We start from the raw sequence: 26117 nt of genomic DNA, 5'->3' as shown, positions 1-26117 counted from the left end.
CATGAAAGCCTGCGTCATCGTATTTCCCGCTTCCAACTGCGACCGCGATATGAAGGTTGCCTTGGAACGTTCCTTAGGCAGCCCTGTCGACATGGTCTGGCACCGCGAGACTGATTTGAGCGGCTATGACTTGGTCACCATTCCGGGGGGCTTTTCTTACGGCGATTATTTGCGCTGTGGCGCCATGGCTGCGCGTTCGCCGATTATGGCCGAAGTGGTCAAGCACGCCCAGCGCGGTGCGCCCGTGCTGGGCATTTGCAACGGCTTTCAGGTGTTGTGCGAAAGTGGCCTGTTGCCGGGCGTGTTGATGCGCAATGCGCACCTGAAATTCATCTGCAAAGACGTGTCGCTCAAGGTTGAAAATGCAAACACCATCTTCACCAGCGGCTACAGCTCAGGCGAAGTGGTCACCTATCCGGTGGCCCATCACGATGGCAATTATTTCACCGATGCCGAGACCCTCAAGGCCATTGAAGGAAACGGCCAAGTGGCGTTTCGCTATGTGAACAATCCCAACGGTTCCATCAACGACATTGCGGGCGTGCTCAACAAAGCGGGCAACGTGCTGGGCATGATGCCGCACCCCGAACGCTTGGTTGACCCGCTGCTGGGTGGCATCGACGGCAAGCCCATGTTCGACGGCCTTGTCAAAAGCTTAGCTGCGTAAGGGGAGAAATATCATGAGTGCAATCACCCCTGAAATCGTTGCCGAACACGGTCTGTCCGAAGACGAATACAAAATGGTCCTGGAAATCATGGGCCGCGAGCCGAACATCAACGAGTTGGGCATCTTTTCCGTCATGTGGTCGGAACATTGTTCCTACAAGTCGTCGAAAAAGTGGCTCAAGACCTTGCCGACCAAGGCGCCCTGGGTCATCTGCGGCCCTGGTGAAAACGCCGGCATTATCGACATCGGCGATGACGACGCGATTATTTTTAAGATGGAAAGCCACAACCACCCCAGTTACATCGAGCCTTATCAAGGCGCGGCCACGGGTGTGGGCGGCATCATGCGCGACGTGTTCACCATGGGTGCGCGTCCCATCGCCAACTTAAATGCCTTGCGTTTTGGTGTGCCTGAGCATCCCAAGACCCGTCACTTGGTCCACGGTGTGGTCGAAGGCATCGGCGGTTACGGCAACTGCATGGGCGTGCCCACGGTGGGCGGCGAAGTCGAATTTGACGCCAGCTATGACGGCAACATTTTGGTCAACGCCATGTGCGTAGGTCTTGCAGATGCCAAGAACATCTTTTATTGCGCCGCTGCGGGCATCGGCAATCCGGTGGTCTATGTGGGGTCCAAAACGGGCCGCGACGGCATTCACGGCGCCACCATGGCGTCGACCGAATTCACCGCCGACACCGAAGAAAAACGCCCCACCGTTCAAGTGGGTGATCCGTTCACCGAAAAGCTGTTGCTGGAAGCGTGTCTGGAACTGATGCAGACCGACGCCATTGTCGCCATCCAGGACATGGGCGCTGCGGGCTTGACGTCGTCTTCGTTTGAAATGGCGTCGAGCGGCGGTGTCGGTATCGACATGAACTTGGACAACGTGCCGCAGCGCGAAGAAAACATGACGCCCTATGAGATGATGTTGTCGGAATCCCAAGAACGCATGCTGATGGTGTTGAAGCCCGGCAAAGAAGAGATGGCGAAGGCCATCTTTGAAAAGTGGGAACTGGATTTTTCCATCATCGGCACGATCACCAACACGGGTCGCATGCGGCTGTTTCACGGCGGTGAAGTGGTTGCGGACTTGCCCATCAATCCGTTGGCCCAAGCGTCTCCCGAATACGACCGTCCTTATGTGCCGACGCCCAAACGCGCGCCGCTGGCACCCGGCGACGTCAAAGCGCCCGCCGATTGTATGGCGACCATCAAGGCTTTGGTGTCCAGCCCCAACGGCTGTTCCAAACGCTGGGTTTGGGAACAGTATGACCACATGGTCATGGGCGACACGACAGGTCTTGGCCGTCCTGGCGGCGACGCGGCGATGGTGCGTATCCATGGTTCGCAAAAAGCCATTGCCATGTCGTCCGACGTGACGCCGCGTTACGTTTTTGCCGACCCGGTCGAAGGCGGCCGTCAAGCGGTGGCGGAAACCTATCGCAACATTTCAGCCACCGGTGCATTGCCGATGGCGATCACCGATAATATGAACTTCGGCAACCCCCAACGTCCCGAAATCATGGGTCAGTTTGTGGGCGCGGTTCAGGGCATCGGCGAAGCGTGCATCGCGCTGGATTACCCGGTCGTGTCGGGCAACGTGTCTTTGTACAACGAAACCAACGGTCAAGGCATTCTGCCCACCCCCACCATCGGCGGCGTGGGCGTGATCCAAGACGTGTCCAAGGCCGTCGGCATGGGCTTTGTGGCCCAAGGCGAGGCCATTGTGCTGATCGGCGCGACGGCGGGTCACTTGGGTTGCAGCCAGTATTTGGCCGAAATCGAAGGCCGCAAGGATGGTCCGGCCCCGCATGTGGATTTGGTCGCAGAGCGCAAAAACGGTGATTTTGTGCGTGGTCAAATTTTGGCGGGTGCCATTACGGCCTGTCACGATTTGTCCAGCGGCGGGCTGGGTGTCGGCTTGGCGGAAATGGCCATGAAGTCAGGTCTGGGTGCTGACGTCGAAGATCAAAGTGGTGAATTGCCGCTGCATGCGTGGCTGTTTGGAGAAGACCAGGCGCGTTATCTGGCCACCACCAAAGACGCCGGGGCGTTGCTGGCCGCCGCCAAGGCCGCCGGAGTTGTTGCCTCACAAATTGGGATCGTTGACGGTAAGGACTTGACCATTGCAGGTGCCGGGACCATATCCGTTTCCAAGCTGTCAGATGCACACGAAAAATGGATGCCCGATTATATGGCGCACCCGGATTTTGAAGTGGGTTGATTTTAAGACTTTACAGGAGACACCATCCATGGCGATGCAAGCCGCAGAAATTGAACGCCTCATCAAAGAAGGCCTACCGGACGCCGAAGTCCACATCGAAGACTTGCGGGGCGATGGCGATCACTACGCCGCCCATGTGGTGTCCAGGTCTTTTGTCGGCAAATCGCGCGTGCAGCAGCACCAAATGGTTTACGCCGCACTTAAGGGTTCCATGGATAAAGAGCTGCACGCCCTGGGCCTGCAGACGTCTATCCCCGAAGACGCATAATTTCCCAGAACAAAGGTAGAGACAATGAGCAAAGAAGCCGTATTTAAAAAAATTCAAGATGAACTGGATGGCAATGAAGTCGTCTTGTTCATGAAGGGCAATCCGATGTTTCCCCAGTGTGGGTTTTCCGCTGCTGTCGTCGGCGTGTTGAGCCACATGCAGGTGAAGTTCAAGGGCATCGATGTGCTTCAAGATCCGCAAATTCGCGAAGGCATTAAAGAATTCTCCAGCTGGCCGACCATCCCTCAGCTTTACGTCAAAAGCGAATTCGTCGGTGGCTGCGATATCATCAAAGAAATGTATGAAGCCGGCGAGCTGCAAAAGCTGTTGACGGATAAAGGCATCGCCTTTGAGGCCGCATAAGCGCTCTTGGTGGTTCTTAAATGCAAAAAAGCTGCGTCATTGGGCGCAGCTTTTTTTTGTGCCTGCATTCCCGTTTCCCCCTGCCAAGCGTCCGCATCATGGAAACGGTCTCTATTTCCGTTGTTTTTGTTCGCATTAGGCCCCAAGTTTGTCGGTACTGAATCGCAAAGGCCTATCTGATGAAAATGCCCATACCTGACGCAAAGACCATAGCCCGGCGCGCTGAAATCATTGATCGTTTACGCGCCATTGTGCCCGGTGAGGGCGTGATTGTCGACGAAAGCGAACTGCGCACTTTTGAATGCGATGGCTTGATGGCGTATCGCCAATTGCCGATGGTGGTGGTTTTGCCCAGCACCACCGCACAAGTCTCTGGCATTTTAAAAGCTTGCCATGAGCTGGGGGTGAAGATCGTTCCGCGCGGTGCCGGAACCGGGCTTTCGGGTGGCGCATTGCCCTTGGCCGATGCCGTTACGGTGGGTCTGGGCAAGTTTAAGGCCGTTTTGGACATTGATTATGAAAATCGCTGTGCCGTGGTCCAGCCCGGCGTGACCAACAAGGCGATCACCGAAGCGGTGCAGGACCAGGGCTATTATTACGCCCCCGATCCGTCCTCAAAAATCGCCTGCACCATCGGCGGCAACGTTGCGGAAAATGCCGGCGGCATGCATTGCTTGAAATACGGCCTCACCACCAACAACGTGTTGGGGCTGGAAATGGTGCTGATGGACGGTGAAGTGATCCGTCTGGGCGGCAAGCATATGGATGCGGGCGGTTTGGATTTGTTAGGCGCGGTGACGGGATCGGAAGGTCTGCTCGGCATCATCACCGAAGTTACCGTGCGCATTCTGAAACAACCCGACACCGCCAAAGCCTTGCTGGTTGGCTTTCCCAGTGTTGAAGCTGGCGGTGCGTGTGTGGCCAACATTATTGGTGCCGGGATCATTCCCGGTGCCATGGAAATGATGGACAAGATGGCCATCGGCGCGATGCAGCAGTTTGTCGATTCCGGCTACCCGTTGGATGTGCAATCGCTGTTGGTGGTGGAACTGGACGGACCCGAGGCGGAAGTGACGTATCTGACGGAGCGCGTGCGCACGATTGCCGAAGGGGTTGGCTCAACCTTTTTGCGCGTCAGCGAGACGGAGCAAGAACGCCAGCAGTTTTGGCTGGGGCGCATGTCTGCGTTTCCCTCAGTCGGGCGGATTTCACCCGATTACATGACCATGGATGGGACCATTCCGCGCCATCAGTTGACCAACGTGTTGGCGCGCATGAACGGGCTGGCCACCAAGTACGGGTTGCGCGTCGCCAATGTGTTTCATGCGGGCGACGGGAACCTGCATCCTTTGATTTTGTACGATGCCAACCAACCGGGCGAATTGGACAAGGCCGAAGCCTTTGGTCATGACATTTTGCGCCTGTGTGTGGAAGTCGGCGGGGTGCTGTCGGGCGAACACGGCATCGGCGTGGAAAAACGCGATTTGATGGGTGAAATGTTCACCGAAGATGATTTGCTGCACCAGCAACGTTTAAAATGCGCGTTTGACGCCAACGGCTTGTTGAACCCCGGCAAAGTCTTTCCGACCTTGAATCGCTGCGCCGAGATGGGCCGCATGCACATCAAAGACGGCAAGTTGCCGTTCCCCGACATCCCCCGGTTTTGAGGCTGATATGCGTGAATTGATCAAAGCCCATACCTCTGATGATGTGCTCGACGCCGTGCAATGGGCTCTTTCCGATACCCCCAAAACCTTGGAAGTGACAGGTCTGGGCAGTAAGCAAGGCTTGGGAACACGGAGCCAAACGGATGGCGTGTTGGACCTGTCCGGGCTCAGCGGCATCCAATTGTATGAACCTGAAGAACTGGTGATGAGTGCGCGGGCCGGAACGCCTGTTGGTGAAATTCAGGCCGCCTTGGATGAAGCCAACCAAATGATGGCCTTTGAACCGTGGGCGCCACAGGGGCTGTACGGCACCAATGACGGCACCATCGGCGGACTGTTTGCCGCAGCCCAAGCAGGACCGCGTCGTCCTCTGGCCGGGGCGGCCCGCGATCATTTGCTGGGTTTTCACGCGGTGAGTGGTCGCGGTGAAGCGTTTAAGTCCGGCGGTCGGGTGGTGAAAAACGTCACCGGATTTGATCTCAGCAAATTGATGGCGGGGTCCATGGGCACCTTGGCGGTGCTCACGGACGTGGCCTTTAAAGTGCTGCCCAAAGCGGAAAAAAGCCGCACGATATTGCTGTTGGGGGCAGTGGATTTCGGTCAAGCCATGCGCACCGCGCAAAATAGCCCTTATGAGGTTTCGGGCGTGGCGCATTTGCCGTTCGCGATTGCCCAGAGATCCGAAGTTTCTTACGTCAGCAGGGCGGGCACCAGTGTGACCGCGGTGCGGGTCGAAGGCCCAGGGCCGTCGGTCGAAGCGCGCTGCCAAGCGCTCAAAACTTTGCTGTCGCCCTTTGGCGCTGTTGAAGAACTGCACACCACCAACACGGAGACCTTGTGGCGCGAAATTCGCGATGTGCATTTTTTCGCAGGCGATCAACCGTTGTGGCGCTTGTCGGTTCCCCCCACCTCTGGCCCGGACATCGCCAAATCTTTGAGTGGGGAACATTTCTTCGATTGGGCAGGTGGGCTGATTTGGCTGGCCTCAGACACCCAACAAGACGTGCGCCAAAGACTGGATGGCGGTCACGCAACCTTGATGAGGGGCAGCCAAGATGTGCCCGTTTTTCAACCCCCGGCGGACGGCGTTGCGGCCTTGATGGGGCGGGTGAAAGACGCTTTTGATCCGCACGCCATTCTCAACCCCAATAGATTGTGAGGGGATGAAAAATGGAAACCCGCTTTAGTCCTACGCAGCTCCACGAAGCGCCCATCAAAATATCCAACGATATTTTGCGCACCTGTGTGCATTGCGGATTTTGCACCGCGACGTGCCCGACCTATGTGGTTTTGGGGGACGAACTGGACAGTCCCCGCGGGCGCATCTACCTGATCAAAGACATGCTGGAATCTCAACAGCCTGTTCCGGCCAGCACCGTCAAACACATTGATCGCTGCCTCAGTTGCTTGTCGTGTATGACCACCTGTCCGTCAGGGGTGGATTACATGCACTTGGTTGATTATGCCCGTGTGCACATTGAAAAAACCCACAAACGTCCCCTAGCGGAAACGATGTTGCGGACTGTTTTGGCGTTTGTTTTGCCCAAGCCCACCGTGTTCAGGTGGTCGCTGGTGGGCGCGCGGTTTATGAAACCTTTGGCCTTTTTGTTGCCGGGGCGCTTAAAGGGCATGATTGCCATGTCGCCGCCGCGTCTCCCCAAAGCCGACCCGGTCACGTTGGTGCAGGCGAGGGCGGAAGGCAAAGCCCGCTTGCGGGTTGCCTTGCTGGCGGGGTGTGCCCAACAGGTCTTGGCGCCGCGCATCAACCGTGCGGCGGCGGGTGTATTGTCGCGTTTGGGCTGTGATGTGTTTGAGGCCGATGGGGTCGGATGCTGCGGCGCGCTCACCCACCACATGGGCAAAGAACATGCGGCCTTGGAGCAAGCGCGCCTCAACATTCAAGCCTGGGAACACGCCCAGCCTGACGTCATTGCCATCACCGCATCGGGGTGTGGCTCAACCGTCAAAGACTATGGTTTCATGCTGAAAGACGATCCCGTCTGGGCGGACCGCGCGGCGAAGATTTCCGCCTTGGCGCGTGACGTCAGCGAAGTGGTGGCCGAATTGGGGCTTAGCGGCGTTCAGGACTTTAGCAAGCCTCGCGTCGCCTACCATGCACCGTGCTCATTGCAGCATGGGCAAAAGAATTTGGCGGGTCCAAGTGATTTGTTGAGGGCGGCGGGTTTTGAGGTGTTCACGCCCAAAGACGCTCATCTGTGCTGTGGCTCTGCGGGCACCTATAACCTCATGCAGCCAGAGCTTGCCACCGAGTTGGGGACCCGCAAGGCTGACAGTTTGGAGGCTTTAAATGCGGACGTCATTGCCACGGGAAACATCGGTTGTCTGATCCAAATCGGTTCATACGCGGGCACAAAAGTGGTACACACGGTCGAGCTTTTGGACTGGGCCCTGGGCGGGCCGTCGCCGTTGGAGACGAAATAATTAAAATGACCACCGACAAGGTCGAAAAACAATGCATCACCCCGGCGGGCTTTGCCGCCTTGAACGCTGAGCTCACCCAGCTGTGGGAAGTCGAGCGTCCTGAAGTGGTGCGCACGGTGCATTGGGCGGCCAGCAATGGCGACCGATCTGAAAATGGCGATTATATTTATGGCAAAAAACGTCTGCGCCAAATCGATGGGCGGGTACGGTTTTTGCGCAAGCGCTTGGAAATTCTGAATGTCGTCAATCCGTGTTACCAGCAAGACCAAGGCACGGTGCACTTTGGTGCGACGGTGCGCTATGAGCGCGAAAACGGCACGGTGCAAACCATCACCATCGTCGGCAGCGACGAAACCGTGCCCAGCCAAGGGCGCATCAGCGTCGACTCCCCCATCGGTCGGGCGTTGATGGACAAGACCGTCGGGGCGTTGGTCAGCGTGCAGACGCCGGGCGGCGAAGATGAGCTGGAAGTGCTGAGCATTTCCTATCCGCTTCGCCCTTAAAACGAGCCGTTATCCCTTCCGACGTCATTGCGAGCCCCAGAGGGGCGTGGCAATCCAGGCAACGGCAGCGGAACGCACCTCAAGATGGATTGCTTCGTCGCTGCGCTTCTCGCAATGACACCCTTTTCTTCTTTACCTCCGTAAAGGCAGGGGGGAGACCGTCTTTAATCTTGTCCCTGAAATGTGAGCCACTTTGCCACGGCGGCGCCCGCTGTTCGTCCAGTGGCGAAGCATGCACTCAACAAATAGCCGCCTGTGGGGGCTTCCCAATCCATCATTTCGCCAGCGCAAAACACACCGGGCAAGGCTTTGATCATGAAGCCGTCATCCAGGGCGTCAAACTTCACGCCGCCCGCCGTGCTGATGGCTTCTGCAAGCGGGCGGGGGCGTTCCAAGCGTACCGGCAAGGCCTTGATGGCGTGGGCCAGTTTGTTTGGGTCTGTAAAGTCTTCGGCGGACACCAGGTCGCGCAGCAATGCAGCCTTAACGCCAAAAATCCGCACGGTGCGCTTCAGATGGGTCGCCATGGTTTTTTTGCCACGTGGACGGCTGAGCGCTTCGGTGAGTTCGCGCACAGAGCGACCGGGCGACAAATCGATGCTGAGGAGGGCGGAGCCGTCTTGTTCAATCGCGTCCCGCAGAGCTGCCGACAAGGTGTAGACCGGGCCGCTTTCCAAACCAAAATGCGAAAGGGTGACATCGCCGCTGGCGTGCTGGTCTTGAAACGACAGCTTGACGGTTTTCAACGCTTCGCCGGCAAAATTTTTGATCAGATAATCGCTCCATGTCACCTCGAAGCCACAATTGGCAGGGCGCAACGGGGCGACTTCGATGCCTTGATTTTGCAACGGACCTACCCACGCGCCATCCGATCCCAGTGTGGGCCAGCTGCCGCCGCCGAGCGCCAGAAGGGTCGCTTGGGCGGTGACAGAAACGTCGCCGTTTGGGGTTTTAAAACGCAGCGCGCCGTCTGCCGACCAGCCTATCCACTTGTGCCGCACATGGATGGTGACGCCTTTGGCGCGCAGCTGGCGCAACCACGCGCGCAACAATGGGGCGGCTTTGAAGTCTTTGGGAAAAATACGTCCTGAACTGCCGACGAAGGTCTCAACCCCCAGGTCTTTGGCCCAGTCTTGAATGTCGCCGGGGGTAAAGTCGCTGAGCGCCGGGAGCAGGCGGTCATTGGCGTCGCCAAAGCGGGTGAAGAATTTATCCAAGCCTTCACTGTGGGTTAAGTTCAGTCCACTTTTGCCCGCCATCAGGAACTTGCGCCCTAAAGAAGGCATGGCATCAAAGATGTGAACGTCTATGCCTTGGGTGGCGAGAACGTCTGCGGCCATCAGACCAGCGGGACCGCCACCGATGATGGCGACTTGAAGAAGAGGTATTTGAGGGAGGAGGGATGTTTTCATGGGCAGTGGTGTAACACGCATTTGAATGGACGCAAATGGGTAGGGCGCGTAAAGTCCGCTCCATGATGAGCAAAGCCCAGAAAAAATCGCAAAATAAAACGAGTAACGCCCTGTTTTCCCATCGTCCCTATTGGGCGGCGCGGTTTGGCACGGCCCCGTTCCTGCCCATGTCGCGCGCCGAAATGGAAGAATTGGGCTGGGACAGTTGCGACATCATCATCGTCACAGGCGATGCCTACATCGATCACCCCAGTTTTGGTATGGCCATTATTGGCCGTTTGTTGGAAGCCCAAGGCTTTCGTGTCGGCATCATCTCGCAACCCGATTGGTCCAGCGCCGATGCATTCAAAGCCTTAGGCCCGCCCAATTTGTTTTGGGGCGTGACCGCGGGCAACATGGACAGCATGGTCAACCGCTATACGGCGGACAAAAAAATTCGCCACAACGACAGCTACACGCCGAACGACGAAGGCGGCAAACGCCCCGACCGTTCGGTGGTTGTTTATGCCCAACGGTGTCGGGAAGCGTACTCCGACGTTCCGGTGGTCATCGGCGGTATCGAAGCGTCGCTGCGCCGCATCGCGCATTATGATTATTGGTCGGACAAGGTGCGCCGTTCGGTTCTGCCCGACAGCAAGGCCGACATCTTGGTCTACGGTAACGCCGAACGCGCCATCGTCGACATCGCCCACCGGACGGCGGCGGGGGAGCGCCCCAAAGACATGCATGACATTCGCGGCACCGCTCATATGCGCGACGGCGTGCCGGAAGGTTTTACAGCCATCGATATGTCGGAACTGGATTTAGACCATCCCCACGTTCATACTGATATGGACAAGACCGTTGTGCGTATGCCCAGTTATGAGGCCGTTGGGGCCGATCCGGTTTTGTATGCGCAGGCATCGCGGGTTTTGCATCAAGAAAGCAATGCGGGCAACGCGCGGGCTTTGATACAACGGCATGGCAATCGCGATGTGTGGCTGACCCCGCCGCCCATTCCGCTCACCACACCTGAAATGGATGGCGTGTACGGCTTGCCCTACGCCCGCGCCCCGCATCCCAGCTATGGGGATGCGCGCATTCCGGCGTGGGAAATGATCCGCTTTTCCATCAACATCATGCGCGGCTGCTTTGGCGGCTGTTCGTTTTGTTCCATCACCGAACACGAGGGCCGGGTTGTTCAAAACCGCTCCGAGCAATCGATCTTGCAAGAAATCGAAGACATCCGCGACAAGGTTGCGGGCTTCACCGGGCACATTTCCGACTTGGGTGGGCCGACGGCGAATATGTATCGGTTGGCATGCAAGGACGATGAGATTCAAAAGGTCTGCCGCCGTCCTTCATGTGTGTATCCCGACATCTGCAAAAACTTGGGCACCGACCATAGTCCACTGATTGAACTCTATCAAAAAGCCCGTGCCATTAAGGGCGTGAAAAAAATTCACATCGCGTCGGGGCTGCGTTACGACTTGGCGGTGAAAAGTCCCAAGTACGTCAAGGAACTGGTGACCCATCATGTCGGCGGGTATTTGAAAATTGCCCCCGAACACACCGAAGACGGACCGCTGTCCAAAATGATGAAGCCGGGCATCGGAACCTATGACCGCTTCAAGCAAATGTTTGACCAAGCGGCCCAACAGGCGGGTAAAAAATATTATCTGATTCCGTATTTCATCGCCGCACATCCCGGTACGTCCGACGAAGACATGATGAACTTGGCCATTTGGCTGAAGAAAAACAACTTGCGCGCCGATCAGGTGCAGACCTTCTTGCCGTCGCCCATGTCGCTGTCGGCGGCCATGTACTATTCTGAACGCAACCCCATTAAACCCATTCACAGAAATAGTGGTGAAGTGGTGCACACCGCCAAGGGGCTGCGCCAGAGGCGTTTGCACAAAGCCTTTTTGCGCTACCACGATGCGGAAAATTGGCCGCTGATCCGCGAGGCTCTCAAACGCTTGGGCCGGGAAGATTTGATCGGACCCAGTAAAAAACATTTGGTGCCCACGTGGCAGCCCAAAGGCACCGGCGGTCGGGCTGGCGGCGCGGGCGGGACTGGATTTAGCGGAGAAGGTGCACGCACGGGCCGCAAAAAAGGCCCCCAGACGTTCTTCACCCAACAAGCGGGCGAAGGCCGACGCAAACCTTTGTCTCAGGAACCGAAAGTCAAAGGTCCTGGAGCGAAGCCGGGCGCGAAATCAGGCGTCAAATCAGGCCCTAAATTTGGCACTAAGCCGGGTTCTCAATCACGGCAAAAACCACGCTGAACAGTTGGCATAAAGTTTGCTTTAAATACCATGGATTGTTTTCTGGCGAACCGGGAAGGTGACGCCTTGGTGAGGAAAATCACATGGATATGAGCATTCGAAATACCTCAATGTATGGTGGCTATCCAAGTCCCGGTGCGGCGACTGGGCTGCAGGCGACGTCCAAGGCCAGCCAGGAGGAGACACAGCCAGTTGTTTCCGCTGAGGAAGAGAAAAAGACGCTCGTAGAAGAAATCCGGGAGAAGGGATTCCAGGCCTACGCCGAAGAACTTAAAGAAAAGAAAAAGGAAGAACTGCGCGCTAAAATCCTGGGGGAAATGGGATTGAGCGAGGAAGACTTGCAAAGTATGTCGCCCGAGATGCGCGGACAAATTGAAAAAATGATTGCCAACGAAATTGTCAAACGCATGACCGCCGAAGGTGAGCTGAAACGCCAAGAAAACGGCATGCAGGGTCTTCAAAAAGGCACCAAGCCGCAAACCGGGCAGCCTACAATGGCCCTCATCGATAACGCGGGCGTCGGCTTAGGGCCGTTGTTGGCGTTGCAAGAAATTGACGCGGCAAAGAACGGTGAAAAACCTCAGACGGAAAAAAATACCGGGTAATATTTGCCCATTAGGGTGCCGTCAGTCCCCCAGGACGATTCCTTCGCGGCGCGGGTCGGCCCCGCCCACCCACGAACTTTTTCCCTGTGCGTTTTCCTTACGAACGACGGCGTGAAGGCCACTGTTTAAGTCCCCGACTTTCACAGAGTGGCCCAGCTCTTGAAGGGCTTGTGCCCAATCTTCCGCCGTGGTTTCCACATCCAAGGTGTTAAATCGAGCGACAACATGGGGCAGGTTGAGGGCGTCTTGCACGTCCATGTTCCAGTCCAGGACGGCGATGATCGCTTGGGTGACGTAGCCGATGATGCGTGAGCCGCCGGGTGAACCCACCACCATTTTGAGCTTTCCGTTATCTTCAAAAACCATGCTCGGTGCCATGGAAGAGCGGGGCCGCTTGCCCGGTTCCACGCGATTGGCGACGGGCTTGCCGTCAAGTTCTGGCACAAATGAAAAATCGGTGAGTTCATTGTTCAACAAAAATCCCCGCACCATGACGCGAGAGCCAAATCCATTTTCGATGGTGGTGGTGAGCGACACCGCGTTGCCCGCCCCGTCGACGATGGACATGTGAGAGGTGGAGGGAAATTCGATGGCGTTGTCAGGCGCGCGGGCTTCGGACATCTTCCATGGCGGCGTGCCGGCCTGAACCTCGGATGCTGCGTGATCCGGATCAATCAACGCTGCGCGGGATTTTAAATAAGCCGGGTCGAGCAACCCTTCGGGCAGGGCAACAAAATCGCTGTCAGCCATGTACAAACCCCGGTCCGCAAACGCCAAGCGGCTGGCTTCGGCGATCAAATGAAAGCTTTGCGGTGAGGGTGAGGGCAGGGTGAAGGTATCCAGCATGCCCAAAATTTGCCCCACCGTGAGCGCCCCTGATGAGGGCGGCCCCATGCCGCAAACGTTAAAGCTGCGATACGGCGCACAGACCGGGGCGCGTTCGATGACCCGATATGCGGCTAAGTCCTGGGCACTTAAAAGGCCGGGGTTTTGTGCGCTCTGCACAGCGGCGACAATGTCTTGCGCGATGTCGCCAGAGTAAAAGACATCCGTGCCGTGGGTGGCGATTTGGCGCAAGGTTTCCCCGTAGAGCGGGTTTTTAAGGCGCGTTCCCGCCTTAAGCGGTGCGCCCGTTTGATCAAAAAAATAAGCCCGCGCCGAGGCCGAGGTGAGGAGACGCTTTTGATCGTTTTCAATCAGTTGGGCCAGACGCGGGGAGACGGCAAAACCGTGGTCGGCCAAGTTGATGGCGGGCTTGAGCAGTCGCGCCCAGGGTAATTTCCCGAAACGTTCATGGGCGTCGAACATCAGCTTTAAGGTGCCCGGCGTACCCACGGAACGCCCCCCGACAACGGCCTCGAAAAATTTCAAAGGTGTCCCGTCGGGTTTAAGAAATAAATCGGGTGTCGCCGCCAAGGGGGCGGTTTCCCGTCCGTCCAAGGCGGTGAGCTTGTCGTTTGTGGCGTCGAAGTAGACCAAAAATGCGCCACCACCAAGGCCGCTGCTTTGCGGTTCCACCAGACCCAGCACCATCTGTGCCGCGATCATGGCGTCGACGGCACTGCCGCCATCTTTCAGCACATTATAGCCCGCTTGGGCGGCATGTGGATTGGCCGCGCTGATGATAAAGTGCTGGGCCGTGACACTGGTTTTTGCTGTGTGCCCGGTGGCGGCTTCAGGGGGCAGCTCTTCTGCCCATGCGGGAGAAGCCATCCACGTGAGCGCGGTAAGGATGAGTGTGAATGCGCGGCGCATGGTCATCTCCCATTTTGGTTTGTCTTTACAATTAAGGTGTTCAAGGCCATTGGACAACCGTTGTAACCTTTTGAGTTGCACAGAAGTGAAATTGATATAGAGCTAGAAAATGATATTTTTTTTGAGGGGAGCGTGTTGTGTTGAAATTTAGGGCGTTATTGGTACTTGTCTTTTGCGCCGTTGGCGTTTCGGCCCAAGCTGCAGACTTAAAGGTGCAACAGGTGACGGACGGCATCTATGCCCTGGTCGGTCCCCATGAGCAGCGCAATGCTACCAATTTTGCCAACAACGCGACTTTTGGTGTGGTGGTGACGGATGAGGGTGTGTTGCTGGTCGATCCCGGCGGCAGTTATCTGGGCGCAGCACAAATTGATGCAGCGATCAAAACCATCACCGACAAGCCGGTCAAAATTGTCATCAATTCCGGTGGACAAGATCACCGCTGGCTGGGCAACGGCTATTTCAAGGCCAAAGGGGCGCACATCATAGCCTCAGCCGACGCCGTCAAAGATCACAAAGCGCGCCTCAACGATTATTTTTTCATGCTCACCAATTTAATGGGCAAAGAGGCTTTGAAGGGCACGGATGCGGTTTATGCGGATGAGACTTTCGATAAGGAATTAGATCTTAATTTTGGCGGTCATCGCTTTGAAATCCGTCATGTGGGTTCCGCGCACACGCTGGGGGATTCGTTTATTTGGATGCCGGATACGGGCGTTATGTTTACCGGCGACATCGTCTATGTGGAGCGGATGCTCGGCACCGGACCGGCGGGCAACACCGCCAACTGGATTGACGTGTTTGAAACGATGGCCGATTACAACCCTAAATTCATCGTTCCCGGTCACGGTCCGGTGACGGACGTGAGACGTGCCACCCTGGAAACCTATGATTACTTGGTGTATCTGCGCACCATGATCGGGCGCATCATCGAAAACGGCGGCCCTATCGCAGAAGCCGTTGCCATTGATCAATCCCCGTTCAAACATTTAGAAGTGTTCGATGAAATCAGCAAACGCAACGCGCAAGCGGTTTTTATGCAAATGGAGTTCGAGTAACCGTCATAGAGATGTCACAAGGACGGCTTAAAAGCTGGAACCTTGCATTTGGGACGATCACATGAGCACGGATATCCGCAACTACACCCTTGTCACCGCCGCCTATTGGGGTTTTACCCTGACCGATGGCGCGCTCAGGATGTTGGTGTTGTTGCATTTTTATACGCTCGGCTACAGCCCCTTTGAAATTGCCTTACTGTTTTTGCTGTATGAATTTTTTGGCATCCTCACCAATCTGGTGGGCGGATGGATTGCCAGCCGGTTGGGGTTGAAGGTCACGCTGTTTGCAGGCTTGGCACTGCAAGTGGTAGCATTATCGGCCTTGTCGCAGTTCGATCCCGGCTGGTCAATAGGGGTGGGGGTTGCGTTTGTGATGGGCACGCAGGCGCTCTCCGGCATCGCCAAAGACTTGACCAAAATGAGCTCCAAAAGCGCCGTCAAATTGTTGCTGCCCGAAGGCGCAGACAGTGCCTTGTTCAAATGGGTGGCGATCTTGACGGGGTCCAAAAATGCGCTGAAGGGTGTGGGCTTTTTTATGGGTGGGGTGCTGCTGACTTGGCTGGGCTTTGACGGCGCGCTGTTGGCGATGGCGGCGGGCTTGGTTTTGGTTTTGGCGGCGTCTTTCTTGCTGTTGCCGGGGTCAATTGGTCAGGCCAAGGTCAAGGTCAAATTCACGCAGATTTTGTCCAAAAGTCGCACCATGAATTATCTGTCGGCGGCGCGCCTGTTTCTGTTTGGCTCTCGCGATGTGTGGTTTGTGGTGGGGTTGCCGTTGTTTTTGGCCGCCAGCTTAGGCTGGGATCACGCCCAAGTGGGTGGCTACATGGCCGCGTGGGTGATCGCTTATGGCTTTGTCCAAGCGGCGGCCCCTAAGCTATTGAAGACGGCGGTGGGAGCGCCCGGGGGGCGCACCACGCGGTATTGGATCGTAATTTTGCTGGTGGTGACGATGGCCATTGCGGTAGCGGTGTGGGCGGATTTTGCACCGGGCTTGACGGTGGTGTTGGGACTGGCTGTGTTCGGCTTTGTGTTTGCCATCAATTCCGCTGTGCATTCGTATTTGGTTCTGGCGTATTCAGAGGCTGACCACGTTGCGCTGAATGTGGGGTTTTATTACATGGCCAATGCGGGCGGGCGGTTGCTGGGAACGGTGCTGTCGGGGCTGGCTTACCAAAGCGGCGGCTTGGTCCTGTGCCTCGGCGTTTCAGGGGCTTTTTTGGCGTTGGCTTGGCTGCTAAGTTTGGCGTTGCCTGAGCAAAAGGGCCTGAGCGCCTAAACGTATTGCCCGGCGGCAAAGCCTGATGACCAGGCCCACTGAAAGTTAAACCCGCCCAACTCACCCGTCACATCCACCACTTCGCCGATGAAATACAGCCCCGGTACGGTTTTGGTTTCCAAGGTTTTGGACGATAAATCACGAGTGTCGACACCCCCCACGGTGACTTCGGCGGTGCGGTAGCCTTCCGATCCCGATGGCGTCACCCGCCAGTCGTTGATGATGTCCGCCACCCGCTTGAGCGTTTTATCCCCGGTTTCGCAAAGCCGCCCCGGACCACCCGCTTCGTCCACCAAAAGCTTCGCCAAACGCTTGGGCAGCAGCGTCGCAACGGCGGTCGCGACGTCTTGTTTGGGGGTGGCGTGCTTGGCGGTTATCAACACGTCAAAGGCATCTTGGCCGGGCGCCAAGTCGATGCGCAGCGTGTCGCCTTCGTTCCAATAGGATGAAATTTGCAAGATCGCGGGACCGCTCAGGCCTCTGTGGGTGAACAGCAAGGCTTCGGTGAAATCGGCTTTGTTGCTGCGGATGCGCGCTTCTACGGCGATGCCGGACAGATCCTTGATGCGGTTGAGCAATTCGCCTTCGAACGTCAACGGCGTCAGCCCGGCGCGGGTCGGCACCACCCGTAAACCAAAGCGTTTGGCCAGCGCGTGACCAAAACCCGTGGCGCCAATTTTCGGAATGGAATAGCCCCCCGTGGCGATGACCAAAGAGGTGCCTGCAAAAATCCCTCGATCGGTTTCAACGCGAAAGCCAGAGTCGAGCTTTTCGACGCCGGTGATGGCGGTGTGCAATTGCAGGTGAGCGCCGCTGGTCGTGCATCGTTTCACCAGCATATCGATGATGTCGGTGGCACTGTTGTCGCAAAACAACTGACCGTGTTCGCGCTCATGATAGGCAATGCCAGCGTCTTGAACCATTTTGATAAAATCGTGCTGGGTGAAGCGGTTCAGCGCCGAAATGCAAAACCGTGGGTTTTGCGACACGAAGTTTTCCGGCTTGGCGAACAGGTTGGTGAAGTTGCACCGCCCACCCCCGGATATGCGGATTTTTTCGCCGACGTTTTGCGCATGGTCCAAAACCAGAACACGCCGCCCCCGCATTGCGGCGACGCCCGCACACATCAAGCCCGCGGCCCCTGCGCCGATGATAATGGTGTCGAAAACTTGAGGTTGTAACGTCATGGTTTTAAGTCAATTTGTTCAGGAATAGTGCAATGGGACTAAGTGCTCAGGAGCAATGACACGGGTCGCACGAAGGTGTTAATGTTGGGTTATGATGTGGCAGAAACTTGGTTTTAGAGGCAAAGCGGCGACCGTGCTGCTTGCCGGATTGATACTCAGCATCGCGTTGATCTGGTATGGGGTCAGAGCGGTAAATCTTGTTGTCGAAGCCAAACACGTGTGGTCGGACTATAACCGCACCGCAACCGCCACGTCCCAGCAAATGAACCGCATCCATAAATATTTGGGGTACGGCGGGTTTATCCATCATTTTAAAAATTATGTTTTGCGTGCCGACGCACAATATCTCGATCGATTGAATGCGGACAAGATCGAAATTCTGGCCGCCATTCAGAAGTATCAAACGCTCAATATCTCAGATGAAGAGCGTCAAGCCCTGCTGTATTTACGGCAAGTTGTTGACGAGTACGTCCGAAACAGTGAGCGTGCTCGTCTCGCATTTTCCGAGGGCGTGCGCCCCACGTCCGTGGACAAGTTGGTGCGGGTTGACGACACTCCGGCAGTGAAAGCGCTGGCAGAGTTGTCGCGCGCCGCTTTGGTGCGCAGCGAACAAAGAGAACTTGAAACGGATCAGTGGCTCACCAGCACCGTGGCGTTTTTGTCGTGGGGGCTTTTTATCGTTCCGCTGGTGCTGCTTTCCGCCGCCATAATGGTACGTTTTTTGTGGCTGTCGTTGCGTGCAAACGAAGTCGCGGAACGGGCTCAAGAAGAACTGGAAGCGCTGTTGCAAACGGCCCCAGACGCGATGCTCACCATTAACGAAGATGGCTTGATCGTGCGGGCCAACCAACAGGCTGAAAACTTGTTTGGATATTCAATCGCACACCTGAAGACCATGTGCGTGGAAGACCTGATCCCACAAACACAGCGTTTGGGACATGTTTCGGCACGCCAGAGCTACTTCTCAGCCCCCAGTGCCCGTAAAATGGATGGTGGAGCGGCGTTGATGGGCCTGACCAAAGACGGGCGACTTGTTCCGTTGGAAATCAGCCTGTCTAGCCTCAAGCAAGGACAGGGCGTTTTCGCCACGGCAACCGTGCGTGATGTGTCGGAACGCTTGGCCGCTGAACGCACCGTGCGTGAAAGTGAAGAACGCTTGTTGTTGTCTCAATCCATTGCCAACGTCGGCACGTGGGATTGGGATGTCGAAACGGGCGGTCTCATCTGGTCACCACAGATCTATGAAATTTTTGGCGTTTCCCCGGATCAGTTCGAAGCTTCATATGAAAACTTTATCAAGTTTGTTCACCCCGAAGATCGTGAAAAAGTCCAAACCGGGGTGCAAAAGGCCTTGGATTTCGACGTCCTCTATGATGTCGATCATCGTATTGTCTTGCTTGATGGCGAGGAACGATTTGTCCATGAACGTGGCCGTGTGTACCGGAACGAAGATGGCAAAGCTGTGCGCATGGTCGGGGTGGTGTTGGACATCACTGAACGTCAAGCCATTCTTACGGCGCTGGAAGAAACCAAAGTCGAAGCGGATCGCGCCAATCAAGCCAAGAGTGAGTTTTTGGCCAATATGTCGCACGAAATCCGCACCCCCATGAATGCCATTTTGGGCATGAGCTTTTTGGCACAAAAGACCAATCTCAACCGTCAGCAAAGCGATTATGTGAACAAAATCACATCGTCAGCGCGTTCGTTGCTGCGCATCATCAACGATATCCTCGATTTCACAAAAATCGAAGCCGGCAAGTTGGACATGGAAACGGTGGCGTTTTCTTTGGCCGATGTTTTGAAAAATGTTGCCAATGTGGTGGGGGGCTCTGTTGGTGAAAAGAAGCTTGAAATCTTGTTCGCCACCGATGCCGCAGTCCCGTGTGCCCTGTTGGGCGATTCACTGCGCCTTGAGCAAGTGTTGATCAATCTGGCGGGCAATGCGGTTAAATTCACCGATAGTGGTGAAGTGGTGGTCCGGGTGCAGTTGGAAAATGTCGCTCCAAACGGAGACGTCGTCCTGAGATTCTTGGTTCGAGATAGCGGTATCGGGCTGAGCAAGCAAGACACCATGAAGTTATTTGCGGCGTTTAGCCAGGGCGATACCTCCACCACACGGCGGTTTGGCGGCACAGGTCTGGGGCTGAGCATCTCGTCGCGCCTGGTCGAGATGATGGGCGGTAAAATGGGTGTTGAGAGTGAAAAAGGCCAGGGCAGTACATTCTCGTTTACGGCCAAGTTTGGGGTTCAAGCTGAGGATATAGCGCGTCCAAGTGTTCCAGAGGTTTTGAAAAACACCCCGGTTCTGGTTGTGGATGACAATCCCAGCGCCCGGGAAATATTGTGCGAAATCATGGAAACCTTTGGCTTTAAGGCTACGGCGGTCGCCTCTGGTGAGGCCGCGCTCGCAGAATTGCACCGCGTCGCCGCATCGGGTGAGCCGTTTTATAAAGTGATTTTGATGGATTGGCTTATGGATGGCATGGACGGGTTGCAGGCCACAAAAGCCGTTCGTGCCGATACCTCTTTGCCCACGGCGCCGATGATCATCATGGTCACCGCATATGGACGCGATATGGTTATGCAGCAGTCGGAAAATGCCGAATTAGACGGTTTTTTGCTCAAACCCGTAACGCCGTCTCTTCTGTTCGACACCCTTATGAACGTGTTGCGACCGCATGAGACCTTGGCAGGTTCTGCATCCGTTTCCCACCCGCGTCTGGTCGCGCCGAAAGTCCTTTTTGGGGCGCACATTTTGGTGGTGGAAGACAATCTGATCAATCAACAAGTCGCCGAAGAAATTCTCAAAGATGCGGGCGCAAGCGTTGAAATCGCCAACGATGGGGGGGACGCTTACCGTCGAATATGCCTGGAAAAAGCCCAGTTTGATGCGGTTTTGATGGATTTGCATATGCCGGAGATGGACGGCTATGAGGCGACAAAATTAATCCGTGAAACCTTTGCGCCAAACGACTTGCCGATCCTGGCCATGACCGCCAATGCCCTGCGCGAAGAGCGCCAAAAGTGCCTGGATGCGGGAATGAACGATTACATCACCAAACCCGTAGACGTTGAAGCGCTGTATGCCATGTTGTTGAAGTGGATTGCGCCGAGACGTTTGAAAGCGCCACCCGTCGAACCGAAAAGAACGGCGGTCCTGGATATCAATGTCGAAGGCATGGTTCTGCCCGATACCCTTGACGGATTTGATTTGTCAGACGGCTTGGATCGCATGCTGGGTCGGCCAGATCTTTATCTCAAATTCCTCCTCAAGCTGGTGGATGGACACGCGAACGACGCCCAATTGGTGCGCACCGCTTTGGCCCAAGATGATCGTAAAACGGCTCACCGCCTGGCCCATTCCGTGAAGGGGGTGTCGGGGAACCTTTCGGCGGTTGACCTTTATGCCGCCGCCGCAGGGCTCAGCGATGCGATCGAGTCGGGTGAGCAAAACCTTGAGCCGCCCTTATCGGCGTTCGAAGCCCAGCTTGAGCGTGCGATTGCATCCGTGCGAACGCTGACGGCCTGAAGGCCCTAAGCCCTTTTTCGTATTTTGCAGTAACGCATTGATCTTAATTTTGCCTGCTTTACTTTGTGTTTTAGAATTGATCAGGGGAAATGCTAGATTATCAACTGGTACGCAGAATGCAGAACCAGAGGGATGGTGCCGTGGAAGGTTCCTTTTCATTTTATGCCGGGCAAGAAGAGCTGACCGGGCAGGTTTCGACCACCATCCGTGTTGTTGCGGGTGAGGATCGTGTTGATCTGCCAAAGGGCGCGTTTTTAAGCGCCGACTTTGCCCGCACAGGGTTCGATCTCTTGCTCGATGCCGGTTCCGACGGCAGCGTCGTTATTCCCGATTATTTTTTGCGTTTGTCTCCGCCGGATTTGGTTTCGGCGGACGGCGCGGTTTTGCCCCATCACATTGTACGGGCCCTGGCAGGCCCCATGAACCCCGGCCAAGTGGCCCAGGCGTTTCCCTTGGGGGGCAACCCGGGGGCTTCGTTGGGATTGGGCGAACCCATCGGTTCGGTAAGCGAGTCCCAAGGCGCGGTTTCCGTGCTGCATCCCGACGGCACCCAAGTGATGCTGGAAACGGGCGATGCGATTTTCCAAGGCGACGTCATTGAAACCGGCTCAGATGGTTCGGTGAACGTCATTTTCGTCGATGACACGGTGTTTTCGCTGGATGTCAACGGGCGCATGGTCATGGATGAGATGGTCTATGATCCGGGCACCGAGACTGGTTCGTTTAACACCATGGTGGTGCAGGGCGTTTTTTCCTTCGTCAGTGGTAAAGTCGCAAAAACCTCGCCAGACGGCATGGTCGTCAACACCCCCACCGCGACCATCGGCATTCGCGGCTCCACCGTTTTGGGCAACGCGGCGGCCGAAGGGGCGGAAAATAAAATCACCCTGGTGCGCGATGTGGACGGCAATGTCGGTGAAATCGTCATTTCCAATGCGGCGGGCTCGTTGGTGTTGAACCAATCCGGGGCCTCGACCACGGTGTTCAGCGCCAGCGCAAATCCGAGCCCGATCCAGATTTTGTCGCAATCCCAAATTCAACAAAGCTTTGGCGGCAGTTTGACCAAATTGGTGAAAACCGTTGCAAAACAGGCCGAGCAAAAGGCCGCTGCCGCCCAAACCGCTGCTGCCGATGCCAAAGATGCGGCGGCAACGGCAAAAGCCGACGCTGACGCCGCGAAGGCCGATGCCGACACGCAGAAAGCCGAAGCCGATCAAGCGGCAGAAGACGCGGTTGCCGAGCTGGAGGCTGCAAAAGAATCGGGTGATCCCGAAGCCATCGCCAAGGCTGAGGCCGCCGCCGCTGCCGCCGCCGAAGCCCAGGCCAAGGCCGCCGCCGCCGCTGAAGTCGCTGCCCAAGCCGAAGCTGCCGCCGCCGCCGCCGCCGCCGCCGCCGCCCAAGCCGCCACCCAAGCTGATCAAGCAGCCGCGTTCAGTTCCTTGGCCTCGACAGCCGTTGATGTTCAGGTTTCTGCCGAAACCGCCGCAGCACAAGATAATGCAGCTGAGCAAAGTCAAACAAGTACGACCAGCACGTCCGGCACCGCAGGTACAGCGAACACCTCAGATACTGCCGACACGGCGACGGAGGGCGATGCGCCCGTCGGCGATACGACGCCCGTTGGGGACACGACAGTCACCCAAAACGAGTTTGATGAGTTGGATCAGTTCCTTTGGGAAGACCAGCCAATAGAGGATCTGCTTCTTGGCGCACAGGATGGCGTCGGTACAAATGATGGCTTCAATTTCATCCCTGGCACAGCAGGAGACGACACGTTCCTGCCGGGGGATGACACCGATGATACCCCAATCCAAACGCCCGTGAGTACGGTCAATACCCCGCCCACCATTATTGGAGTCGAAGGGGACCGTTCAGGCCTGCAATTTGACGGCGTAGACGACTATGTCGAAATTTCGGATGTTAATTATAACAACCTCAGCGCCGGGACTGTGGAGGTTTGGCTTTATGTGCCTGATTTCAGCAGTTCCAATATCGTGTTGGCCAAGCAAAAGGACGGTAACGATACCATGGGCGTGTTGGGTCTGGGCGGTCCGGGGGGCGGGTCTGCGGGCAGTACCACCGATGGTGCCCTTACATGGCACGGCAACAATACTGGCGGCACTGCGGTCAGCACGGGAACCCTAACGGCGGGTACGTGGCAGCATGTAGCGGTGGTCTTTTCGAACACCCAGGTGCAGTTTTTTATCAACGGGGTGCTCGACAGTACGGTCAACGGGGACTTCTCCGTTCCAAATGATACCAGCGCCGCTGTTCGCACAACCTTTGGGACCTTACTTGAAACGGGGACGCCTACGGAATCATTTGGCGGCATGATGACCGAATTGCGCATTTGGAATGTTGAACGTACGGCCACGGAAATTTCCAACAATTATTCCAGCCCCCTAGCGTCCCCGGATGCGGAGAACAACTTAATCGGCTATTGGCCGCTGGACACGGTGGCAACGGGTGTGGCCGATGATTTCAGCGATAATGCTGATGCGGGTCTGCTGGGGGATGGAACGCCGGGCAATGCGTCTGAGCCCACGGAAGTCTTGTCCGATGCCAACATCGCCTTAAATGAAAATACAAGTTTCAACGGCACTATTGTCGCGTTTGATGCCAATAACGACCCCATCACATACGGGGTAGAAACCGACCCTGCCAACGGCACCGTGACGGTGAATGCGGATGGCACCTTCACCTATACCCCCACGGCTGATTTCAACGGAACCGATAGCTTTGTTGTCAGCGCCAGTGACGGAACGGATACGACGACTTCAACCGTGACCGTTAACGTCGCCGCCGTGAATGATGCCCCGGTTCTTAGCGATGTGACCGTAGCGGGCACAGAAGATCAGGTGGTCAATGGTGCGGTGACCGGTACCGATGCGGATGGTGACACCATCACGTACGCGCAAGGGACCGGCCCAACCAATGGGACCTCAACCGTGACCGTTAACGTCGCTGCCGTGAATGATGCCCCGGTTCTTAGCGATGTGACCGTAGCGGGCACAGAAGATCAGGTGGTCAATGGTGCGGTGACCGGTACCGATGCGGATGGTGACACCATCACGTACGCGCAAGGGACCGGCCCAACCAATGGGAGCGTAACCGTGAATACGGATGGCACCTTTGCCTATACACCCACAGCCAACTTCAATGGTGCGGACAGCTTTACGGTCACGGGCAGCGATAGCAACGGCGGCACCGCCACCTCAACCGTGACCGTTAACGTCGCCGCCGTGGATGACACACCCGTAGCGGGTGGAACATTCAGCGAGAGTGTGTTTAAAGGCGGGACGATTATTTTCGCCAATACGCACCTCAATGCAACGGATATTGATACCACTAACTCGTCTCTCACCTATACCTTAACCGCGGTTCCAGCCAGCGGAACCGTTAAACTTAACGGGGCCAGCCTTGGCGTATCTGGAACCTTTACCCAGGCCGACGTGGATGCGGGAAATGTCAGCTATATTCACAATAACGATGCAGCAACGAACGACAGCTTCACCTTTACGGTCACAGATGGGACAACGACCACTTCGGTTCAAACGGTCAATCTGACGATCAATTCTTCTTACACCATCACTGGCTCGGCCAATGACGAAATCATTTTTGGCGATACGGGCAACGACACCCTCGCGAGCGGCGGCGGCAACGACACCATCATTGGCGGCGCCGGCGCGGACAGCATTACCTTAAGTGGGACGGGTTCAGAAACGGTTGTTTATTCAGCCGCCACGGACGGCGCGACGGTGACAAACTCGCTTGCCGGACGCGATGTCATTTATGGCTATACGCTAGGAACGGATAAGATCGGTATTTCCGGCAGCCTGGCGACGGCGCTGGACGATGTTGGCGCGGCGGATGGAAGCCTCACCTGGGCAACGGGGGCGGCGAACTTCACCGGCACCCACGAGGCCATGTACGTGGCTGATGGCACAAACGATTTTGCGAGCCAGATGTCGCAAAGCGGGGTTGTAACGCTTCTTGCCAACCTGATGAATACGGCTGGCGTGACCTCGGGTGCGGGTGATGACGCCTTGATCGCTTACAGCGCCAACGGGGCTAACACGGGTTATGGCGGTGGGCTTTTCTATTTTCAAGAAAACGGGACGACCGTGAACAACGTCACGGCGGATGAGTTGACGTATATTGCGACAATCGATTCAACGGCTCTCAATTCGAACCTCACCCTCGACGTGTCAATCGTTGCTGACAATTCGGTCGTGCGTGGCACTGCTGGCAATGACACCATCACCGGTTCTGCCAATAACGAAACCATTTTGGCCGGTGCGGGCGACGACACCATCGATAGCGGCGGCGGTAACGACATAATTGTTGGCGGTGCCGGTGCGGACAGCATTACCTTAAATACGGCGGGTCCCGAACTTGTTGTATATTCAGCCACCACAGACGGCGCGGCGGTGACGGGCTCGCTGAGCGGACGCGATGTCATTTATGGCTATACGCTAGGAACGGATAAGATCGGCATTTCCGGCAGCCTGGCGACGGCGCTGGACGATGTTGGCGCGGCGGATGGAAGCCTCACCTGGGCAACAGGGGCGGCGAACTTCACCGGCACCCACGAGGCCATGTACGTGGCTGATGGCACAAACGATTTTGCGAGCCAGATGTCGCAAAGCGGGGTTGTGACGCTTCTTGCCAACCTGATGAATACGGCCGGTGTGACCTCGGGTGCGGGTGATGACGCCTTGATCGCTTACAGCGCCAACGGGGCTAACACGGGTTATGGCGGTGGGCTTTTCTATTTTCAAGAAAACGGGACGACCGTGAACAACGTCACGGCGGATGAGTTGACGTATATTGCGACAATCGATTCAACGGCTCTCAATTCGAACCTCACCCTCGACGTGTCAATCGTTGCTGA

At 56.3% G+C, this 26117-nt stretch carries 17 protein-coding genes; 14 read left to right on the top strand and 3 right to left on the bottom strand.

Annotation, left to right across the window (positions count from 1 at the left end; translation table 11 throughout):
- Position 1: 1 nt before the first annotated feature.
- The 8 genes from purQ to greB all read left to right on the top strand — a co-directional run bounded on the left by purQ (position 2) and on the right by greB (position 8134).
- Positions 2 to 667 (top strand): phosphoribosylformylglycinamidine synthase subunit PurQ, encoded by a 666-nt coding sequence (purQ, locus tag BEN30_RS07160; RefSeq protein ID WP_069957659.1) that lies wholly within the window; start codon positions 2 to 4, stop codon positions 665 to 667.
- Between the two features lie 13 nt (positions 668 to 680).
- Positions 681 to 2891: a phosphoribosylformylglycinamidine synthase subunit PurL gene (purL, locus tag BEN30_RS07155; protein ID WP_069957658.1), complete on the top strand. Its 2211-nt coding sequence runs from the start codon at positions 681 to 683 to the stop codon at positions 2889 to 2891.
- A 28-nt stretch (positions 2892 to 2919) separates the two neighbouring features.
- Positions 2920 to 3159, top strand: coding sequence for a BolA family protein (locus tag BEN30_RS07150; protein WP_069957657.1), 240 nt, complete (start codon positions 2920 to 2922; stop codon positions 3157 to 3159).
- Between the two features lie 24 nt (positions 3160 to 3183).
- On the top strand, positions 3184 to 3522 hold the full coding sequence (grxD, locus tag BEN30_RS07145; RefSeq protein ID WP_069957656.1) for a Grx4 family monothiol glutaredoxin: 339 nt from the start codon (positions 3184 to 3186) through the stop codon (positions 3520 to 3522).
- Positions 3523 to 3701: 179 nt separating this feature from the next.
- The gene (locus tag BEN30_RS07140) at positions 3702 to 5189 is read left to right on the top strand and encodes an FAD-linked oxidase C-terminal domain-containing protein (protein WP_069957655.1); all 1488 of its coding nucleotides are present in this window, start codon (positions 3702 to 3704) and stop codon (positions 5187 to 5189) included.
- 7 nt (positions 5190 to 5196) lie between these two features.
- Positions 5197 to 6348, top strand: a complete 1152-nt coding sequence (locus BEN30_RS07135; RefSeq protein WP_069957654.1) for an FAD-binding protein — start codon at positions 5197 to 5199, stop codon at positions 6346 to 6348.
- A gap of 11 nt (positions 6349 to 6359) precedes the next feature.
- Positions 6360 to 7631 carry a glycolate oxidase subunit GlcF gene (gene glcF / locus BEN30_RS07130; protein ID WP_069957653.1) on the top strand — a complete coding sequence of 424 codons (1272 nt, stop codon included), beginning with the start codon at positions 6360 to 6362 and terminating at the stop codon, positions 7629 to 7631.
- A 5-nt stretch (positions 7632 to 7636) separates the two neighbouring features.
- A complete protein-coding gene (gene greB / locus BEN30_RS07125) occupies positions 7637 to 8134 on the top strand; it encodes a transcription elongation factor GreB (RefSeq protein WP_084005191.1) in 498 nt (165 codons plus the stop codon).
- Positions 8135 to 8298: 164 nt separating this feature from the next.
- On the opposite strand, the gene BEN30_RS07120 is transcribed toward greB, so the two are convergent.
- Entirely contained in the window at positions 8299 to 9546 is a 1248-nt protein-coding gene (locus BEN30_RS07120) for a TIGR03862 family flavoprotein (RefSeq protein ID WP_069957652.1), read from the bottom strand.
- 62 nt (positions 9547 to 9608) lie between these two features.
- Here BEN30_RS07120 and BEN30_RS07115 point away from each other — a divergent pair, with 62 nt between their 5' ends.
- Both BEN30_RS07115 and BEN30_RS07110 read left to right on the top strand, forming a co-directional pair.
- A complete protein-coding gene (locus BEN30_RS07115) occupies positions 9609 to 11813 on the top strand; it encodes a YgiQ family radical SAM protein (protein WP_245649010.1) in 2205 nt (734 codons plus the stop codon).
- An 83-nt stretch (positions 11814 to 11896) separates the two neighbouring features.
- Positions 11897 to 12418, top strand: coding sequence for a hypothetical protein (locus tag BEN30_RS07110; protein WP_139134905.1), 522 nt, complete (start codon positions 11897 to 11899; stop codon positions 12416 to 12418).
- A gap of 21 nt (positions 12419 to 12439) precedes the next feature.
- Here BEN30_RS07110 and ggt read toward each other — a convergent pair whose 3' ends face one another.
- On the bottom strand, positions 12440 to 14173 hold the full coding sequence (ggt, locus tag BEN30_RS07105; RefSeq protein WP_069957783.1) for a gamma-glutamyltransferase: 1734 nt from the start codon (positions 14171 to 14173) through the stop codon (positions 12440 to 12442).
- Between the two features lie 137 nt (positions 14174 to 14310).
- Here ggt and BEN30_RS07100 point away from each other — a divergent pair, with 137 nt between their 5' ends.
- Together BEN30_RS07100 and arsJ are read left to right on the top strand one after the other, a co-directional pair.
- Positions 14311 to 15231, top strand: coding sequence for an MBL fold metallo-hydrolase (locus BEN30_RS07100; RefSeq protein WP_069957650.1), 921 nt, complete (start codon positions 14311 to 14313; stop codon positions 15229 to 15231).
- Positions 15232 to 15292: 61 nt separating this feature from the next.
- Positions 15293 to 16507, top strand: coding sequence for an organoarsenical effux MFS transporter ArsJ (arsJ, locus tag BEN30_RS07095; protein WP_069957649.1), 1215 nt, complete (start codon positions 15293 to 15295; stop codon positions 16505 to 16507).
- On the opposite strand, the gene BEN30_RS07090 is transcribed toward arsJ, so the two are convergent.
- Positions 16504 to 17694, bottom strand: coding sequence for a BaiN/RdsA family NAD(P)/FAD-dependent oxidoreductase (locus BEN30_RS07090; RefSeq protein ID WP_069957648.1), 1191 nt, complete (start codon positions 17692 to 17694; stop codon positions 16504 to 16506). The genes arsJ and BEN30_RS07090 overlap by 4 nt on opposite strands.
- 91 nt (positions 17695 to 17785) lie before the next feature.
- Between BEN30_RS07090 and BEN30_RS07085 the strand changes: the two genes are divergently transcribed.
- Both BEN30_RS07085 and BEN30_RS07080 read left to right on the top strand, forming a co-directional pair.
- Positions 17786 to 21223: a hybrid sensor histidine kinase/response regulator gene (locus tag BEN30_RS07085; protein ID WP_069957647.1), complete on the top strand. Its 3438-nt coding sequence runs from the start codon at positions 17786 to 17788 to the stop codon at positions 21221 to 21223.
- Between the two features lie 140 nt (positions 21224 to 21363).
- On the top strand, positions 21364 to 26117 hold a 4754-nt coding region (locus BEN30_RS07080; RefSeq protein ID WP_139134904.1), incomplete at its 3' end, for a tandem-95 repeat protein.

The organism is Magnetovibrio blakemorei, assembly GCF_001746755.1.
Lineage (GTDB): Bacteria > Pseudomonadota > Alphaproteobacteria > Rhodospirillales > Magnetovibrionaceae > Magnetovibrio > Magnetovibrio blakemorei.
This window is presented reverse-complemented; position numbering and strand designations above follow the sequence as displayed.